This window comes from Nocardia sp. NPDC051756 (assembly GCF_040681495.1).
Classification (GTDB): domain Bacteria; phylum Actinomycetota; class Actinomycetes; order Mycobacteriales; family Mycobacteriaceae; genus Nocardia.
Genome location: NZ_JBFAYV010000003.1, coordinates 306,023 through 323,805, shown reverse-complemented (window position 1 = coordinate 323,805; position 17,783 = coordinate 306,023). Strand labels below are relative to the sequence as shown.

At 68.0% G+C, this 17,783-nt stretch carries 15 protein-coding genes; 10 read left to right on the top strand and 5 right to left on the bottom strand.

All coding sequences use genetic code 11. The annotated features are described in order from the left end of the window. The first annotated feature begins 49 nt into the window (after positions 1 to 49). The 4 genes from AB0M22_RS13120 to AB0M22_RS13105 all read left to right on the top strand — a co-directional run bounded on the left by AB0M22_RS13120 (position 50) and on the right by AB0M22_RS13105 (position 5,432). Positions 50 to 1,183, top strand: coding sequence for a hypothetical protein (locus AB0M22_RS13120; RefSeq protein WP_364724896.1), 1,134 nt, complete (start codon positions 50 to 52; stop codon positions 1,181 to 1,183). Beyond that, positions 1,170 to 2,756 carry a hypothetical protein gene (locus AB0M22_RS13115; RefSeq protein ID WP_364724894.1) on the top strand — a complete coding sequence of 529 codons (1,587 nt, stop codon included), beginning with the start codon at positions 1,170 to 1,172 and terminating at the stop codon, positions 2,754 to 2,756. Before AB0M22_RS13120 ends, AB0M22_RS13115 begins: the two co-directional genes overlap by 14 nt. 249 nt (positions 2,757 to 3,005) lie before the next feature. Further along, positions 3,006 to 4,838 (top strand): phosphoenolpyruvate carboxykinase (GTP), encoded by a 1,833-nt coding sequence (locus tag AB0M22_RS13110; RefSeq protein ID WP_364724892.1) that lies wholly within the window; start codon positions 3,006 to 3,008, stop codon positions 4,836 to 4,838. Between the two features lie 192 nt (positions 4,839 to 5,030). Further along, positions 5,031 to 5,432, top strand: coding sequence for a hypothetical protein (locus AB0M22_RS13105; RefSeq protein ID WP_364724890.1), 402 nt, complete (start codon positions 5,031 to 5,033; stop codon positions 5,430 to 5,432). Between the two features lie 405 nt (positions 5,433 to 5,837). On the opposite strand, the gene AB0M22_RS13100 is transcribed toward AB0M22_RS13105, so the two are convergent. Beyond that, complete coding sequence (locus AB0M22_RS13100) at positions 5,838 to 6,590, bottom strand: phosphohydrolase (protein ID WP_364724888.1); 753 nt, start codon at positions 6,588 to 6,590, stop codon at positions 5,838 to 5,840. Between the two features lie 110 nt (positions 6,591 to 6,700). On the opposite strand from AB0M22_RS13100, the gene AB0M22_RS13095 reads away from it, so the two are divergent. Both AB0M22_RS13095 and AB0M22_RS13090 read left to right on the top strand, forming a co-directional pair. Then, the gene (locus AB0M22_RS13095; RefSeq protein WP_364724885.1) at positions 6,701 to 7,651 is read left to right on the top strand and encodes a helix-turn-helix domain-containing protein; all 951 of its coding nucleotides are present in this window, start codon (positions 6,701 to 6,703) and stop codon (positions 7,649 to 7,651) included. Between the two features lie 440 nt (positions 7,652 to 8,091). Continuing rightward, positions 8,092 to 8,295 (top strand): hypothetical protein, encoded by a 204-nt coding sequence (locus tag AB0M22_RS13090; protein ID WP_150400225.1) that lies wholly within the window; start codon positions 8,092 to 8,094, stop codon positions 8,293 to 8,295. On the opposite strand, the gene AB0M22_RS13085 is transcribed toward AB0M22_RS13090, so the two are convergent. Then, complete coding sequence (locus AB0M22_RS13085; protein WP_364724882.1) at positions 8,296 to 9,738, bottom strand: aldehyde dehydrogenase; 1,443 nt, start codon at positions 9,736 to 9,738, stop codon at positions 8,296 to 8,298. Positions 9,739 to 9,947: 209 nt separating this feature from the next. Here AB0M22_RS13085 and AB0M22_RS13080 point away from each other — a divergent pair, with 209 nt between their 5' ends. Next, positions 9,948 to 10,250 (top strand): hypothetical protein, encoded by a 303-nt coding sequence (locus tag AB0M22_RS13080; RefSeq protein WP_364724880.1) that lies wholly within the window; start codon positions 9,948 to 9,950, stop codon positions 10,248 to 10,250. Between the two features lie 2 nt (positions 10,251 to 10,252). Here AB0M22_RS13080 and AB0M22_RS13075 read toward each other — a convergent pair whose 3' ends face one another. Continuing rightward, positions 10,253 to 11,041 (bottom strand): methyltransferase domain-containing protein, encoded by a 789-nt coding sequence (locus tag AB0M22_RS13075; protein WP_364724877.1) that lies wholly within the window; start codon positions 11,039 to 11,041, stop codon positions 10,253 to 10,255. Between the two features lie 139 nt (positions 11,042 to 11,180). Here AB0M22_RS13075 and AB0M22_RS13070 point away from each other — a divergent pair, with 139 nt between their 5' ends. Next, positions 11,181 to 12,353, top strand: coding sequence for a glycosyltransferase family 4 protein (locus tag AB0M22_RS13070; RefSeq protein ID WP_364724875.1), 1,173 nt, complete (start codon positions 11,181 to 11,183; stop codon positions 12,351 to 12,353). Between the two features lie 111 nt (positions 12,354 to 12,464). Here AB0M22_RS13070 and AB0M22_RS13065 read toward each other — a convergent pair whose 3' ends face one another. Further along, positions 12,465 to 14,324, bottom strand: coding sequence for a hypothetical protein (locus tag AB0M22_RS13065; RefSeq protein WP_364724872.1), 1,860 nt, complete (start codon positions 14,322 to 14,324; stop codon positions 12,465 to 12,467). Positions 14,325 to 14,867: 543 nt separating this feature from the next. On the opposite strand from AB0M22_RS13065, the gene AB0M22_RS13060 reads away from it, so the two are divergent. Beyond that, positions 14,868 to 16,118 carry a polysaccharide biosynthesis protein gene (locus AB0M22_RS13060; RefSeq protein WP_364724870.1) on the top strand — a complete coding sequence of 417 codons (1,251 nt, stop codon included), beginning with the start codon at positions 14,868 to 14,870 and terminating at the stop codon, positions 16,116 to 16,118. Between the two features lie 36 nt (positions 16,119 to 16,154). Beyond that, on the top strand, positions 16,155 to 16,511 hold the full coding sequence (locus AB0M22_RS13055) for a VOC family protein (RefSeq protein WP_364724867.1): 357 nt from the start codon (positions 16,155 to 16,157) through the stop codon (positions 16,509 to 16,511). A gap of 59 nt (positions 16,512 to 16,570) precedes the next feature. Here the strand turns inward: AB0M22_RS13055 and AB0M22_RS13050 are convergent, their stop codons facing one another. Beyond that, entirely contained in the window at positions 16,571 to 17,698 is a 1,128-nt protein-coding gene (locus AB0M22_RS13050) for a DUF3068 domain-containing protein (protein WP_364724864.1), read from the bottom strand. Positions 17,699 to 17,783 lie beyond the last annotated feature (85 nt).

The following is a 17,783-nucleotide window of genomic DNA, read 5'->3' as shown; positions in this document are numbered from 1 at the left end:
CCCGCGGCGCGTCTTCTGCAAGAATTGCGCACCGTAAAGGGGGTGCAACATGCCGACAGCCACCGAGTCCGATGGGCCGCTGCGCGAACGCGGGGTGCCCGCGCGCGAGCACGACCAGCTCGACCGGTTGCTCGCCGATCTACGGTTCGGCACGGGGCGGGACAAGCAGATCGGCTACGCCGCCGGTAACGCGGTCAGCGCCTGGCGCACGCCGCCGCGGATCCAGGTGATGGGGCGGGCGCACGCGGGGCGCACGACGGTGTTGCAGGCGCTTGCGCTCATGTCGGCGGTGGAGACCGGCCCGGTCGACGAGCCGGACCGGCCCGATCCGGAGTTCGACGCGGACATCGTCATCTACGTGCTCTCCGCCGCGCCGTCGCCCGCGGATCGCCGGGTGCTGGCCACGCTGCCGCCGGAGCGCACCATCGTGGTGTTGAACAAGGCCGACGCGATCGGTGCGCGCTGGGCCGACGCGGTCGCCGCCGCCGACCAGTACGGCCGGGAGGTCGGCGCGCCCGTGCTGCCGGTGGTCGCCTCGCTCGCCCTGCGCACCCGCGCGGGCGCGATGACCGACGCGGATCTGGTCTCGTTGCGCAGGCTGGCCGCGAATACCGATGCCGCGCTGATGCTTTCGCCGGATCTGTTCGTCGGACCCGGCCCGGACCTGGCCGGGCGCGAACAACTGTTGCAGCGCTGGGACCTGTACGGCGTGAGCGCCGCGCTGGCCGCGCTCACCCACGATCCGGAGCTGGCACCGCAGACGTTGCTGCAAATCCTGCACGCCGCAAGCGGAATCGACGCGTTGCATCGGCTGCTGCATCGCCGCTACGAGCAGGTCTCCGCGCTGCGCGGCGGCGAACTCCTCGACGAACTCACCCGGCTCGCGGCGCGCGCGGTTCCGGCGGAAGGCAGTGCGGCCCGAGACATCCTGGAGGCCTACTTATTCGGCGACGACGCTCGTTGGCTCGGCCTGTGCGCGGGCCTCGCGCATCCTGCGGTCGCTCATCTCGCGGCGGGTTATGCGGCGCCCGCGCCGGCCGACGCCGATGACGCGATGGCTCGGGCCGCCCGCTGGCGTGCCGTGGTCTCCAGCGACATGCCGCCGACCGCCCGGCGGGCCGCGCTGCGCGTGCACAACGGCTACATCCGACTATGGGAACGGATGAGCAGTGCCGGGCTCTGACTCCCCGCCCGGCCCGCCGGTCGGGGCGGACCGCCCGCTGGAGCTGCCCGCCGACGCGGTCCCGCCCGCCGCCGCGGATCGTTCCGGCGCTCCGCCGCCGGAGGTGGAAGCCGTTGTGGCACGGTGGAATCCGCAAGGAATCGCGCTGCTGCGCGCGGTCCAGGGAGCGGGCGCGGCCGGTGCGGTGACGCTGATCGGGCCCGCCGACGCCAACACCACACTGCTGCGCACCGAGCTGGCCAGGTTCGAACCGCGGATCAGCCTCGCGGACCCGGTGGCCGACGCGAACGCCGCGGTGGAGACCACCGCACCGTCGGGCACCGCGCCGTCGCCGGTCGCGTTGATCCTGTTGGACGCCGGGACCACCATCGGCGCCGACACCCTGCGCATCGTGCACCGCCTGCGCTCGGACGGCACCCGGATCCTGCTCGCCATGAACGGCATTCACGCCTATCAGGATTGGCGTTCGGTGCGGGCGCGCAACCTGGAGCTGCTCGCCGCACAGGGCGCGGTCGAGCTGGACATCGTGCCGGTGTCCGCGCGGCTCGCGGCCGCGGCGCGCACCGCGGGCGACGCGGGTCTGCTGGACCGGTCCGGGCTCGGCGCGCTGCACGCGGCCTTGGCCGCGGCCGCCGTCGGCGCGGAGGCCGCGGGCGGCGGCCGGCTCGCGGCGGTCACCGCGCGGGTGCTCGCCGACACCAGGCAGCGGGTCACCGAGCAGGTGACCGCGCTGCACTCCGGCGCCGAGACGGCCAAGCTGCGCGAGGAGCGCGCCGTGCTGCTGGCCGGTCGTGACGGCGGCCGGGCCACCGCCATGTCCACCCTGCGCGGCCAGCTGCACCTGGCCCGGGTCGACCTGATGACCGAGGTCGGTGCTCGAATCCGGGCGCTGCACACCGCGACCCGCGCCGACCTCGATCGCATGCGCCGCAGCGAACTCGGCACCTACCCGGAACGGTTGCAGCACGCCGCCACCGAACTGACCGGCGCCGTCGACCTCGCCATCGACCAGCGCCTCACCGAACTCACCGCGCACATCGACGGCGTGCTCGCGCCCGGAAACAGCCAGCCGATGCGCCGCCGCGACCCCGCGCCCCGGGTCGGACCCGACCCCGATCCGCGGCACCGAGGTGTCGAAGATCACCTCATGATCGCGCTCGGCGCGTCGGCGGGTGTCGGCCTCGGCAGGCTGTTGGTTTCGCCACTTTCGCTGGTGCCCGCGCTGGATTTCGCGAGCGTCCCGGTGACCCTGCTGCTCGGCGCGGGCGCGGCCGGCTGGGTGGTCCGCGCGCGCGGGCAGCTGGCCGATCGCGCGCACGTGCGGCAGTGGGTGTCCGACGCGCTGATCAACGTAAAAGCCCAGCTCGAGCAGCGAGTGGCGACCGCGCTCGTGGAAACTGAGACGGTGCTGGCCGATCGGGTCGTGCAGGTGAGTACGACTCGTATGGTGGAAACCGATCGCCGGGTGGCCGAACTCGAAGCCCGGTTACGGCGGACGGTCGCCGAACAACCGGGGCAGCTGGCGGCATGCGAACGGGATATCGCGATCCTCGATCGTTGGATCACGGGTTGATTAACTCATAAGAATGGGTACATAGTGACGAACCCGATTCAGTACCGGTCGTCACATCGCGTTAACCTCTAATCAGGAACTTGGGCGTCCGCTAAGTCCTCGTCCGCCGTCCAGCCGGGGCGCGCTTTCGACTGGTCGTAGCGGGTGCCTTCCCGCCAATGGTGGCGCTCGGTGTGTTCGCGCTGGTCAACGGGCCTTGGGGCCAGGCGGCGACGCATCGTAGGGACCGCCCATCTCAGGAGAGTTTTCATGACTTCAGCGACCATTCCTGGTCTTCGTGGATCCGACGGTAAACAGCCGACCGAACACAGCGAACTACTCGCCTGGGTACAGGAAGTCGCCGAACTCACTCAGCCGGAGCGAGTGGTCTGGGCCGACGGGTCCGACGAAGAATGGGACCGCCTGACCGCGCAGCTGGTCGAGGCGGGCACGTTCAAGCAGCTCGATCCGAAGAAGAAGCCCAATTCCTTCCTCGCGCTCTCCGATCCGTCCGATGTGGCCCGGGTGGAGTCGCGTACCTACATCTGTTCCAAGAGCGAAGCCGACGCAGGCCCGACCAACAACTGGGTCGACCCCGCCGAGATGCGCGCCACCATGACCGAGCTGTACCGCGGCTCGATGAAGGGCCGCACCCTGTATGTGGTGCCGTTCTGCATGGGCCCGCTCGGCGCCGAGGACCCCAAGCTCGGCGTGGAGCTCACCGACTCCGAATACGTCGTCGTCTCGATGCGCGTGATGACCCGGATGGGCAAGGCCGCGCTGGAGAAGCTCGGCACCGACCGCCCGTTCGTGAAGGCGCTGCACTCCGTCGGCGCGCCGCTGGCCGAGGGCCAGGCCGACGTGCCGTGGCCGTGCAACGACACCAAGTACATCACCCACTTCCCGGAGGATCGCGAGATCTGGAGCTACGGCTCCGGCTACGGCGGCAACGCGCTGCTCGGCAAGAAGTGCTACTCGCTGCGCATCGCCTCGGCCATGGCGCACGACGAGGGCTGGCTGGCCGAGCACATGCTGATCCTCAAGCTGATCTCCCCGGAGAACAAGGCCTACTACATCGCCGCCGCGTTCCCCAGCGCCTGCGGCAAGACCAACCTCGCGATGATCCAGCCGACCGTCCCCGGCTGGCGCGCCGAGACCCTCGGTGACGACATCGCCTGGATGCGCTTCGGCAAGGACGGCCAGCTCTACGCGGTGAACCCGGAGTACGGCTTCTTCGGCGTCGCGCCCGGCACCAACCACAGCTCCAACCCGAACGCCATGGCCACCATGGAGGCGGGCAACACCGTCTACACCAACGTCGCGCAGACCGACAACAACGACGTGTGGTGGGAGGGCCTGGAAGGCGAGCCCGATCACCTGATCGACTGGAAGGGCAACGACTGGTTCCTGCGGGAAACCGAAACCCTTGCCGCCCACCCGAACTCGCGCTACTGCACGCCGATGTCGCAGTGCCCCACGCTGGCGCCCGAATGGGACGACCCGCAGGGCGTGCCGATCTCGGCCATCCTGTTCGGCGGCCGCCGCAAGACCACCATCCCGCTGGTCACCGAGTCCTTCGACTGGCAGCACGGCGTGTTCATGGGCGCCACCCTGTCCTCGGAGCAGACCGCCGCGGCCGAGGGCAAGGTCGGCACCGTGCGCCGCGACCCGATGGCCATGATCCCGTTCATGGGCTACCACGTCGGTGACTACCTGAACCACTGGATCAACCTCGGCAAGAACGCCGACGCGAACAAGCTGCCGAAGATCTTCTACGTCAACTGGTTCCGGCGTGGCGCCGACGGCCGCTTCCTGTGGCCCGGATTCGGCGAGAACTCCCGCGTGCTGGAGTGGATCGTCGGCCGCGTCGAGGGTTCGGCCGAGGCCACCGCCACCGCGGTCGGCAACGTCCCCGTCGCCGCCAACCTCGACCTCGACGGCCTCAAGGTCGACCCCGACGACGTCGACGAGGCGCTCAAGGTCGACGCCGCCGAATGGCGCAAGGAGATCCCGCTCATCGAGGAATGGTTCGAATTCGTCGGCGACAAGCTTCCCTCGGGAGTCCGCGACGAGTTCGAGGCCCTGAAAGAACGCCTCGGCTGATCGTTCGAAACATCAACCGCCCGCACCGTTCCCAACGGTGCGGGCGGTTTCGTTTGCGCCCCAGCCATTCCCGCCGGTAATTCGACCCTGAAACCACACCCGACACGAATCCCACTGCCACTCAATCTTTTCCAGACACACTGTTTGAGCAGCCACCCATCGGATATACGACGCGTGTGCCTACGGCCAACTTTGGGCACTGACGAGCGGCACATGGCGGAGTGGGCTCCGGCGGTCAACACCGCAGCCATGTGCCCCTCGTTGCACGCCCCGCCGCTCGTCGCCGACGGATTCGTCTGTACAGCAACCCCTTCCGTCGATTCGCTATCGAGCTGCGATAACTCACTTGCCGAATCCACCTGCACGGCCGATAGTCGGCCGATCACGGCGGATGGCAACACAATCGAAGAAGCAGTGGACGAGACCGTCTCCGCATTGCGCGAGTACGCCGGCGACTGGCCGACGCGATTCCGAACCACGCCGAATCATCACCAGAACTGGCCCTTGATACAGCTGATCTGCCTCAGCACCGACGCCCAACTGCGCAATTGGCTCACTGAATCGAAGGCGAACGTGCGTCAGGGAAATCCCTAGAAACCGAGAGTGGTATATATGGGATTCCTGCTGTGACGGCGTGCGATTTCGAGGACGAACTCCCTTGCCGCTGCGGGATCGCCGATCGTCGTCGAAGTAGCGAGCTTGCAGGAGTTCCATCCTCGCCTTGCTGGACGCAGCATGTCGCCCGATGTCAGGAGGAGTGATTGTGCCCGTTGACACGAAAGGCTTTCTTGCTGTGCTCAGGACGATGCTGAGTGAGTCGGCGGTAACTCGTGCACGGGCGTGTGATGAGGCGACTGATCGGGTTGATGGATGGTCTGGTCGGCAAGCCGGCGCGGTGGTTTCGGTTTCGCTCTGGTTGGCTGAGGTGGAATCGGATCCTGATGCGCTCGAGAGCGACGAGTAGTCAGGCTGAGGGCGGGGTCCGCTTGGGCGAGTGGGCTATTCGCTGAATGGTGCGAGGCGGATCAGTTGGAGTAGGCTGGTGTGGGTGTTCAGCCAGCGGGTTCGGCCCTGGGGCATTGCCTTGGCTTCGTTGGTGAGGGCTTTGATCATGTGCTTGCTGAAATTGTGGCGGGGGTGGCGGTGTAGGAGTTCTTGGACCCAGGTCGGGTCGAGTTCGCTGATGCGGCTGCCGATTACGTCGACGGAGGCGCCGGCGTAGATGAAGCGGCCGGGGATGCTCAGGTCGTCTTTGCCGTTGCCGGGGGTTATGTGGGTCGTGATGGCGGTGCCGATGGCCCTGGCTTGGTCAGGGGTGGCTCCGGCGGTCGAGACGAAGCGAACGGCTCGTTCGGCGCCGGTGACGGCGAAACAGCTTCCGGGAGTGGGGTGTTCGAGGTTGAGGTCGTGCAGTAGGCAGGATACGTAGACCAGTTCGTCGTCGTAGCGGGCGCCGTCGAGGTCGGCGAGGACTCGGCCGAAGAAGTAGGTGCGGTAGGAGTGGGCGAGTACGTGGATCGAAAGTGATTCGCGCGCTTCGGCTTCCGCTGCTATGGCGAGGGTGGAGTCGGGGAGGCGGAGGCCGGCGAAGTCCAATCGGCCCGCACCGCGGCGACCGGCGGTGAGGCGGGCGCGGTCGGCGAGCAGGGCGGGTAGCGAGCGGGTGACGGTGGCCATGAGTTGCCGGCGCTGTTTGCTCGAGAGCGCGCCGCTTGTTCTGGTTGCCCAGTCCCAATCAATACCGGTGGTCATCCGGGGTCCTCTCGCTCGCTCGTGAATCGAGTTCAGTCAAGCGCGGGCGGGCGGCGGATGACGAGTGGCAGGCATGACAGCAACCCTCGGATTCGTGCCAAACTGGTGGCATGAAGCAGGTCGTCGCTCTCGCCTTGGACGGCGTCATGACCTACGACCTCGCCTGCGCCGTGCAGGTGTTCCGGCACGGCCCGGGGAAATTCGGCGAACCGGCGGGATTCCAGATGGAGACCTGTGGGGTGCGGCCCGGTCCGGTGTGGACGCCGAACGGGTTCGGCCTCGAGGTCGAACACGGGTTGGCGGCGTTGGCGACCGCCGACATCGTGGTGGTGCCCGGCATCGGATTGCCGACGTTGCCGCCGCCGGACGAGGCGCTCACGGCACTGCGTGCCGCGGCGGCCCGGGGCGCGATCATGGTGAGCATTTGTGTCGGCGCGTTCATTCTCGCGCGGGCGGGGTTGTTGGACGGCCGACCCGCCACGACACACTGGGCGTATTGCGATGAATTCGCCGATCTGTTCCCCGCCGTCGAGCTGGATCCGACCGCTCTTTATGTGGACGACGGCGACGTCCTCACCTCCGCCGGCCTGTCGGCCGGACTGGATCTGTGCCTGCACATCGCACGCCGCGAATTGGGTGCCGGCCCGGCGGCGGAATTGGCGCGCTGGAACGTGACCCCGCCGCACAGAGCCGGTGGCCAGGCACAATACATTCCGGATGCGTTGGCCGGCAGCGGCTTCCGCGGCGCCCTGGCCGAGACAATGGCCTGGGCGGTCGAGAACCCCGCTGCGGCACCGGATGTTCCGGCCTTGGCCGCGCACGCGCTGATGAGCGAACGCACCTTCATCCGCCGGTTCAAAGCCGAGGTCGGCAGCACGCCGCGCCGCTGGCTGGATGCACAGCACACGGTGCGCGCCCGCGAACTGCTCGAAACCACCGACCTGCCAATCGAAGTGGTCGCGACCCGCTCGGGCTTCGGCAGCGTGACCGCGTTGCGCACTCATCTCCGGGCGGCGACCGGTGCGACTCCGGCGGACTATCGCCGAGCATTGCGACGCTGACCGATCCCCGCGTCGAACGCGGTACTCGCGCCGGCGAGAATGCAGCGGCGCACGGACTTTCACCACGACGGTCGCCAATCATGGCGTATACCAACCAGTCGCGACCACGACGCCAACCCGCCTTGCAATTCATGACGGATCATCATTCACGGTTATGGCGTGTTTCCCGCCGCGCGAACCCATTGTTGTGGTGCTATTGGTAATGGTCGGTGTGCACAGGTCGCGAGCACCATAGGTTTGCCGAAGCTCGATATGGGGTAGTTGCCCGGTGTGCGAGATTTGCGCACAAGTGGCTTATGCTTGCCGTGTTCTTGGTCTCATGACCTACCAGTCCGATTGCTAACTGTTTACTGATCGACTGAACTACTTCCCTATCGACATCGGGTTTCCGCGATGCTCGCGGCGACCGATGAGATCGACGCGCGAGAGGTGGTTGGAGCATGACCGATCTGGAGACCGGGGCGTCCATCACGCCCCTGGTTGCCGGCTTCGAACTGGCGACCGCTAGCACCCCGCTGCGCCGCGCTGCCGGGCGTTTGCAGGCCGTCCTGCCCCCGGGCTGGCGCGTCGAGATCGTCGACGCGCCGAGCCTCACGGGCCGCGACAGCGAGCCCGTCCTGCGGGTGGTTATGCCGACCGACTGATCAGCCTGCCCAGCCCATCGGCATGAGCAGCGACTTCTGTTCGCAGAAGGAGTCGAGGCCCTCCGGGCCGTTTTCGCGGCCGAGTCCGGAATTCTTGTAGCCGCCGAACGGCGAGCTGGGATCGAACGCGTACCAGTTGATGGCGTACGTCCCGGTCCGCACGCGCGCGGCGATCTCCGCGCCGTGCTCGACATCGGCGGTCCACACCGAGCCGGCCAGGCCGTAGACCGAATCGTTGGCGATCGCCACGGCCTCGTCCTCGGTGTCGTACGGGATCACCGACAGCACCGGGCCGAAGATCTCCTCCTGGGCGATGGTCGACTTGTTGTCCACGTCGGCGAAGATCGTCGGCTCGACATACCAGCCGCGATCCAGCCCCGCGGGCCGCCCGCCGCCCAGTGCGACCCGCGCGCCCTCTTCCTTGCCCTTGGCGATGTATCCCTCGACCCGATCGCGTTGCCGCTCCGAAATCAGCGGGCCCAGTTGCACGGTCGGATCGTTGGGATCGCCGACCTTCATCGTCTTCACGTGTTCGACCAGCGCGTCGAGGATTTCGTCGTACCGGCTGCGCGGCGCGAGGATCCGGGTCTGCGCGACGCAACCCTGCCCGCTGTTCATCAGACCGGAGAACACGAGCACCGGGATGCCCGCGATATCCATGTCCGGCAACAGGATTGCCGCGGACTTGCCGCCGAGTTCGAGCGAGACGCTCTTGAGCTGTCCGGTGGCGATCGCGCCGATCTTCTTGCCGACGGCGGTGCTGCCGGTGAAGGTCACCTTGTCCACGCCGGGATGTGAGACCAGGTATTCGGCGGCCTCGGCCTCGGCGGGCAGCACCGAGAGCACGCCCTCGGGCAGGCCGGCCTCGGTGAAGATGTCGGCGAGCATGTTCGCCGTAATCGGGGTCAGCGGAGCGGGTTTGAGCACCACGGTGCAGCCGGCCAGCAGCGACGGGGCGAGCTTGTTGGCCGCGAGGAACAGCGGCACGTTCCACGCGGTGACCGCCGCGACGACGCCGCGCGGTTCCCGGGTGACCCGCGAGGTGCCGAACAGTCCGGTGCGAGTTTCGTTCCAGGGGAACGACTTCGCCAGTCCGGCGCAGGCGTCGAGCGCGGCCACGGCGGGAATCTGGTTGAGCGTCATCGCGATCATCTGCGGAGCGCCCATTTCCGCGGTGAGCGCGGCGACCAGATCGGCCGAGCGTTGCTCGATCAGCCGGGCGGCCCTGGTGAGCACCTGGGCCCGTTCCTCCGGCGGGGTGGACGGCCACGGGCCGTGGTCGAAGGCGTGGCGGGCGGCGGCGACCGCGGCGTCGACGTCGGCGCGAGACACCGCGGGGACGCTGCCCACCGGCTCGACCGTGGCCGGCGAGATGACCTGAACGCGCTCGGCGGTGGCTGGCGCGGTCCAGCGGCCGCCGATGAACAAGCTGTCGTAATGCATGAGAACACGTTACAGTTTTGCTACCGGGTTGTCTGTAACCTGTTTCAGTTCTGCTCCGGAACAGTCCCGCTGAGCAGGACGAATCCCAACCTGTCGGTTCGCTTTTCGTAGAACGCACTATTGCGTTCTGTTGCTGGAAAGAGGATGCTGTAGCTACTGATCAGCTCGCTCGATTCCTGAACTGATACCACAATTGGGGAGCCCGGGTTATGGCGGTGCAAGTGGTCGACCGATCGTTGATGACCAGCGATCAAACCGAGCATCAAGCGAAGAGCGTCGGTGCGGGCGGATGGGTGGTCTCCTTCCTACCCGGCCGCACGCTGACCATCGAGCAAGCCACCGCGGCCATGCAGGCAGCCGAGGCCGTTGCCGTCGTCGGGGTGCTGGCCGATCAAGTCGGGTTGACCACGCTGGAAACCGTCGGACTGGCCATTCAGGAATCGCCGTGGAACCGTTCGCTGCACGAACCGTGCGGCAGGCGCACCTGGCGCCGAGGCTGGCTGGAGCGTTAGAGCTACTTCTTGGTAGCCACCACAACGAGATTGCTCACCAGTAGCTCTCGCACGAGCGGGATCCGGACCAACCACCAGGCCCAGCGCGGGTGATAACGCGGGAAGACCGTCCGCACATCGGCGGAAGTGCCCGCCGCCCAGCGCAACCCGTCCGACGCGCGCACCGCGAACAGCGACGTGCCGAACCGATTCTTCGGTTCCTTCCCCAGCTTGCGCCGGTATCGGCGCGCGGCGTACTCGCCGCCGAGGTAATGCCACGGCCCGGTCTCGTGCCCGCCGAACGGCCCGTGCCACACCGTGTAGGACAGCACGATCAGCCCGCCCGGCCGGGTCACCCGCACCATCTCGTCCGCCATCAGCCACGGCTTGGCCACATGCTCGGCCACATTCGACGAGAAACAGACGTCCACCGCGCCGTCGCGGAACGGCAACGCCATCCCCGAGCCGCGCACCGCACCCGCCACCGACAGCCCCGCCGCATGCATCTCCGACGGATCGGGCTCGACCGGAATGTATCGCGCGCCCGTCTTCACGAACTCGTCCGCGAAATACCCCGGACCGCCCCCGACATCCAGGATCGTCGCGCCCGCCAGGCCCTCGCCGGTCACGTCGGTGTAGAAATCGCCGATCATCGCCGCGCTGTCCTCGGCCAGGCCGCCGTAGAACACCGCCGGATCGGTCTGCTCGAACCGAAAACTACCGAGCAATCGCAGCGACCGGCGCAGCGTCGCCCGGCGGGCGAACCGGGGCGCGCGCGAACCGTCGGCGGGCGTTTTTTCGGCTTTCAACACGGCGCCGAGTCTCGCATAACGGCGGTGGGCCGCGCTGCGCACCGGTCGGTGATCGGCTTGCGCGCCGGTGCTCGGGTTAGGGTGTAGCGCGATATCCGACGATCCCGACCGGGACCACCTGACCGAGAGAAGCTCGACCGTGCGCGAAGTCCTCCTGCTGTGCTGGCGAGACACCGGGCACCCGCAGGGCGGCGGCAGCGAACGATACCTCGAACAGGTCGGCGCGCAGCTCGCCGCACGCGGGGTCAAAGTCACCCTGCGCACCGCCCGCTACCCCGGGGCGGCGAAACGCGAACACCTCGATGGCATCGACATCAGCCGGGCGGGCGGGCGGTTCTCCGTCTACCCGCGGGCGCTGGGTGCGATGGCCCTCGGCCGGCTCGGCCTCGGACCGTTGCGCGGCCTGCGCCCCGACGCGGTGATCGACACCCAGAACGGCATCCCGTTCTTCGCCACGGCCGCCACCAAGGCGCCCGCCGTCGTGCTGGTGCACCACGGACACCGGGAACAGTGGCCGGTGGCCGGCCGGTTGGTCGGCCGGATCGGCTGGTGGATCGAGTCGCGCCTGTCCCCGCGGGTGCATCGGCGCAACCAATACCTGACGGTCTCGCTGCCCTCGGCCGAAGAACTGGCCACGCTCGGCGTCGACCAGTCCCGGATCGCGGTGGTCCGCAACGGCGCCGAGCCGGTGCCCGCCGACGCGCCGACCGGCGCCACCGAAACGCGCACCGAGAACCCGCGCATCGTGGTGCTGTCGCGGCTGGTGCCGCACAAGCAGATCGAGGACGCACTCGCCGCGGTCGCGCGACTACGGCCCCGCATCCCCGGCCTGCACCTCGATGTGATCGGCGACGGATGGTGGGCCGACAACCTGAAGGCCGACGCGCACCGCCTCGACATCGCCGACGCCGTCACCTTCCACGGGCACGTCGACGAACGGCGCAAGCACGAATTGCTTTCCCGCGCTTGGGTGCACGTGCTGCCCTCGCGCAAGGAAGGTTGGGGTCTCGCGGTCATCGAAGCCGCGCAGCACGGGGTGCCGACGATCGGCTACCGCAGTTCGCGCGGACTCACCGACTCCATCGTCGACGGCGTCACCGGACTGCTGGTCGATGACGTCGCCCAATTGTCCGACGCGGTAGGCGAATTGCTCGACGACCGCGCCGCGCGCACGGTCATGGGGGAGAAGGCGCGCTCGCGGGCGCGTGAATTCTCTTGGGAGCAAACGGGAAACGGTGTATACGACGTGTTGGCCGCGGTTGCCCGCGGCGAGCACTCCTCCGGACTGATCGCCCCCCGCTCCGCCCACTGAGCCCCCGTCCGGGTCCTTCGCTTGATCAACGGGACGTCACTGAGGCGCTGCTCGGGAAATGTCTCAGCCATGTCCCGTTGAGTCGGTCGGGCCGGCTCGAACCGCTCGCGGTCAGTGCTTCCGGCGGGTGATTGTCGCGATGAGTGGGCCGCCGACCAGGAGGACTACCCAAAGTAGGTGGGCAGCAATGGCAAGGGCGCGATCCGTTGATGACGCATCGTGCTGCTGAACCGCTCCGGGCACCCGGTACAGCGTGAGATCGGCATCGCTGAATACCGGCTCGAGTTGTGCCAGCGTTGTTTTCGATTCGCCGAGGGGGCCGGGGGTGCCTCGTTCGACGAGGACCCAGCCCACGCCGTGGTCGGCCAGTTCCTGAGCTGAACCGCCGTGCAGCAGTAGCGTTTCCACCGCGCGGGCGCGGGTGCCCTCCCCGGATACGGTGCGCCCACGTACCGGGAGTTCGCCGGTTTGCAGGACATCCTGGGGCAGCAGGCGAGGAGCAGGGTCCAGGACAGGCGCTTTCCCGCTGTATCGAAACTTACGGAACATCCCGCCGGGAAGTACTGCGATGTCGCCGGGATCGTCCATCCGGTCAGCGACCTGCTGCCATCCGGCGGGGTAGTGCACAGGTCGCATCGCACCGCCGACGCCCCACGCGAGATCGAGTAGCGGCAACACCAGCAGAGCGATGAGAATCGTTGCCACTGTGCCCGTCACAGTTGTGGATAACTTCGGCACCCGGTCAAAATGTGCGTTCGGCGGTGACGAGCCGTCGGCGATCGCGGTCGTCGAGGAACCAATCTCTTGCTGCGCCAAGGATTGCGAGGGCTGTGGATCAACGGTGCGCTGTGCGTTGCCAGTTGTCGCAGCCATCGGGAATCGTCTGGCGAGAACTCCGCAACCCGCGGCGGCGCACAACGCGTACGCAGGCATCGCCAGCGCCACATACTTCTGGGTATCCCGCAGCAAGCCCGCGCCGGGCACGTGCGCGACGAGCCACTCCAGCACGTGCATGCCCCACGGCGTCGCGCCGAGTGCGGGCAGCAGAACGGCGAGCGCCGCGAGGACGACGAGTGCCCGGCTAACGTAACGATCATCGCCGTCGGAGATCACCGAACGCACGCCCGTCGCCACGATGACGAGCAGCAGCACAGTTCCGATCAACGCGAGAAGTGTTGTGCGCGAATCAGGTACCGCGTCGCCGTTCCAGATACCACCGAGCCCCGCCAGACTGCCCAGCGTGCCGAGCCCTGGTTCACCGCGGGCGGCGAAAGCGGCGATACCCGCCGGATCCGAAGGTTCACTGGCCGCCCCGGACAACGCGGTGGCGGCCAACCACGGCACCGACGCGGCGACCAGCAAAGCCAGCACACCGGCGAAATGCCGTCTCCCGACGAGCGACAACGCGGTAACGCCGGCGAGCAGGGCTCCGGTCGGCGTGAGTCCCGCCGCGGCAAGACATCCCGCCAGGCCTGCCCACGTGCTAACGGCACCGGCGGTCCGAATCCGATACGCGGCCAACGCAACCCACGGCAACGCCGCATACCCGGCGAGCAAACTCCAGTGCCCCTGCAAAAGCCGTTCGGCCACATACGGATTCCACAGCGCCACCGTCGCGGCGACGAGCTGTGCACCGATTGACGCGCCCAGCAGTTCGCGAGCCAGCACCGCCGCTCCGTAGCCGGCCGCCCACAGCGCAACGAGCAGAATTGCCTTGACGATCAGACCGCCATCGATGACCGGCGACAACACCGCCAGCAACGCGTCCTGCGGCACCGCCCGCGGCGCGGCATCACCCAGCCCGAGCGCCGAATCGGTCAGATAAGACCGCGGCGTACTCACCGCATCGCGCAGCAGCAGATATCCGGACCCGAGCAGCGGACCCATGATGAGCAGCGCAAGCACCGCGCTGTACCCGGCCGGGACACACTGCACCCACCGGTCGCGCCTCCGTCGCCCGCTGTCCGTCACGCTTGTGCACCCTACGGTCCGACCTCCCGCCGCACCCACCCGCACACCGTGCCGCGACGGCCGGAAAATAACTACTCCCAGAAGCCGCCCAGCCATAGCCTGATCCGGTGACCCGGAGATCCCGCAGGAAAAGAAGCGGCTGAGCTACGCCAAGGACTGCCGCAACACCTACGGCGAGAACGACAAGGCGTCGCGCAAGAACCTGCCGCGCAAACGAGCGCGGGTGCACCGCGCCAACCGGCACCAGGCCCACACCGATCTGCACGCAGCGACCGGTCCGCTCGATGTCGAGGCCTCGGACGCGGCCGAAGCCCGCCTCCGCGGTCGCCGCCCCAAGCTCTTCGACAAGCGACCGGACCGCCCACTCGGCCAGTACGTCCGCTGGCAGCTCGAACGCCGACAAGCGGATCGACCTGCCCGGACACACAGATCCTCCACACATCTCACAGAGTGCCCATGCGCTGTGAGACGTGTGGAAGATCTGTGAGCCGGGCAGGGCGGTAGGGCGGGGCGGGACGCTGCTGGTGACTCGCGGGTGGGACGATGGCGAGCGTGTCTGCTGTCCGTCGGTTTCCTGTGGTGGCGGATCTGACGTTGGTCACGGCGGGTGCGATGACCGCCAATGTGGCGGGTTACCTGCTGCAACTGCTGGCCGGACGGTGGCTGGGGGTCTCCGGATACAGCGAGTTCGCGAGCCTGCTGGCGGTGCAATTGCTGTGCGCCGTGCCCGCGCTGGCATTGCAGAACGTGGTGGCCCGCGAGTTGGTCCGGGGAGCGAGCGTCGCGGCGCTGCGCGGGTTGCAGTGGCGGTGCGCGGTGATCGTCGCGGTCGTCGTCGCGGTGTTGGTGCCCGTGGTGACCAGCGCGTTGAACGTCGGAGTCGCCGCATGCGCCGCGGCGCTCGGTGCGGCTCCCGCATTGGTGCTCCTCTCTGGTGAGCAGGGGGTTCTCCAGGGCGGCAGGCGTTTTCGGGCGCTGGGTGTCGTGCTAGGGGCTGCCGGAATCCTTCGAGTAGCGCCCGCGCTCGTGGTGCTCGCCGTCGGTGGCGGCGCGGCGCTGGCCCTGTGTGCGGCCGCGCTGGGCATCGCGGTCGCCGCGGTCTTCGCGCGATTCGTCGCCGGCTCGCCTCCCGCGCGAACCCGCGCCGGAACCGATGAAGACGAGGTAGTCCAGGCCATCGGAGTCCTCCCGGTGCTGCGGGCGGCGCAGGTGCAGGCGGCGCTGATGGCGTTGTCGTCCACCGATCTGATCGTGGTCCGCATGGTCCTCGACGACGCGGACGCCAGCCGCTACGCGCTCGGCACCATCGCCGCGAAGATCGCGTTCTGGCTGCCGCAGGCGGTCGGCGTCGTGCTGTATCCACGGATGGCCCAGCCCACGCATTCGGCGCGGGCGATCCGGTCTGCGCTCGCGGTGCTGTCCGGCATCGGCATCGTGGCGGTCATCTGCGCCGCGATCGCCGCACCGCTGGCTCCGCTGCTGGCCGGCCAGGACTACGCGCCCATTCAAGGCCTGCTGTGGTTGTTCGCCTTGCACGGCGCCATCCTCGCGGTCCTGCAAGGCGCGATGCTCTCCGCGATCGCCGTGGACCGCACCGCCCTCGCCGCCCTGACCTGGCTCGGCCTGGCTGTCGAAGTGACACTGATGGTTTCGTTCGCCCGCTCGATCCCCGCACTGATCACCACCGTCGCGTCCGTCGCGGCCGTCACCACCCTGGTGGTCGCGGTGATCGTCCTGCGCACCGCTGATCGCGACAACACTGTGCACAACCTCGAACCCGAGCGTCTGCCGTAGCCCCTGGCAGCGGCGGACGAGCCTACGATCAGACGCATGATCACTGCTGTGCACACGCTGGTCTACGCAGAGGATTCCGACGCCGCCCGGGCATTCTTCCGCGACGTGCTGCGCTGGCCGAACGTCGACGCGCACGCGGGCTGGCTCATCTTCGGCACCGGCCCGAGCGAACTCGGCGTGCATCCCGCCGAAGGCGCACCGCGCCACGAGATCTCGCTGATGTGCGACGACCTCGAGCAGACCGTCGCCGAATTGGCCGAGCGGGGCGCACAATTCGCCGGCGATATCGCCGAGCGTTCCTTCGGCCGGTGCATCGACCTGCGCATCCCCGGGGCGGGCACGATGCTGCTCTACCAGCCCAGGCACCCGGTCGCCTATCCGCTCGAAACATAAGGGCCGAAAACGAATTCGGCCCCCGGTCGATGACCGGGGGCCGAAACTCAGCGGCTAGCTCAAGGCTGCTTGGTGATCTTGATCTGCTCGGTCGGCGGATCGTTGTCCACCCGGCGCGCGCCCCGGCCCTGGCTCAGCGGCCCACCGCCACCGGCCGCGGCAGGCGTCGAACCGCCACCGCGGATGCCGAGCACCGCACCGACGATCAGCGCGATCACACCGAGCACGCCCAGGATGATCGGCATGACCCGCCCGTACAGCGACAGCTTGTCGATGTTCTCCTTGGCCACCGAGATCTGTGACTCGATGGTGTTCTCGTCGAACACGATGTGCGACTTCAGCGCGGTGACCTCGGGCTTGGAATCGCGGCCGTAGTAGAGGTGGATCTGCTCGCCACCCTTGATCACGGTGCCGGTCTTCGGCTCGACCCACAGGTCACGGGTGTTGGTGTACCAGCGCGCCATGGTGACGTCACCGTCGCCGGGCACGCCCCACTTCGCGGCGGGGAAGGTCAGCTTGTTGGTCGGCGCCTTCACCACGTCGTACAGGTTGGTCGCCGGGATCGACTGCTGGAAGTGGTAGACCTTCATGCTGTTGATCTCGGACTCCTCGACGAAGTTGACGTCGAAGGTCTTGCGCGCGTTGAGATCGAAGTACGGGTAGCTCTTCTTCTCGGTCCCGATCGGGAAGCGGTACTGCAGGCCGGTGTGCTGCACCGGATCCGCGACCGACTTCATTTCCTTGTCCACGGTGACCGCGATGGAGCCGTTCGGATCCTTCGAGACCGGCTCACCGGTCTTGCGGTCGATGGTGACCCGGTCGATGGTCGCGGTGAGCAGGCCGGTGTCGCCCTGCTTGTCGATGCGCCGCAACGTCTGACCCGCCTGCACGGTCATCTCGGTGGCGTCGGAGGGCTCCTCGACGGTGAGGAAGCGCTGCGAGACCAGCGGCACGTTCGAGTCGATCTTCGCGGCACCCTCCGGCGCGCTGAGCGACTTGGAGTCCAGCACCAGGCTGTCCTCGCCCGGCGCATTGGTCGCGATGGTGGTGATCTCGAGATCGAGGGGAGTCTTCGCCAGTTTGCCGACGGTGTAGGTCGGGATCAGCAGCGCGGCGACAATCAGCAACGCGCCGAGACCCACGAGCAGGCAGGCCACCGTCCTTCTGGTTCCGGCACTCAGTGCCATGCAAACTCTCCTCGTCGTAGAACAGGGTCGTTCCGGCGAGTACGGCGGGCCTCCCGCGGCACTCGTGAGCCCCGACACTAACAGT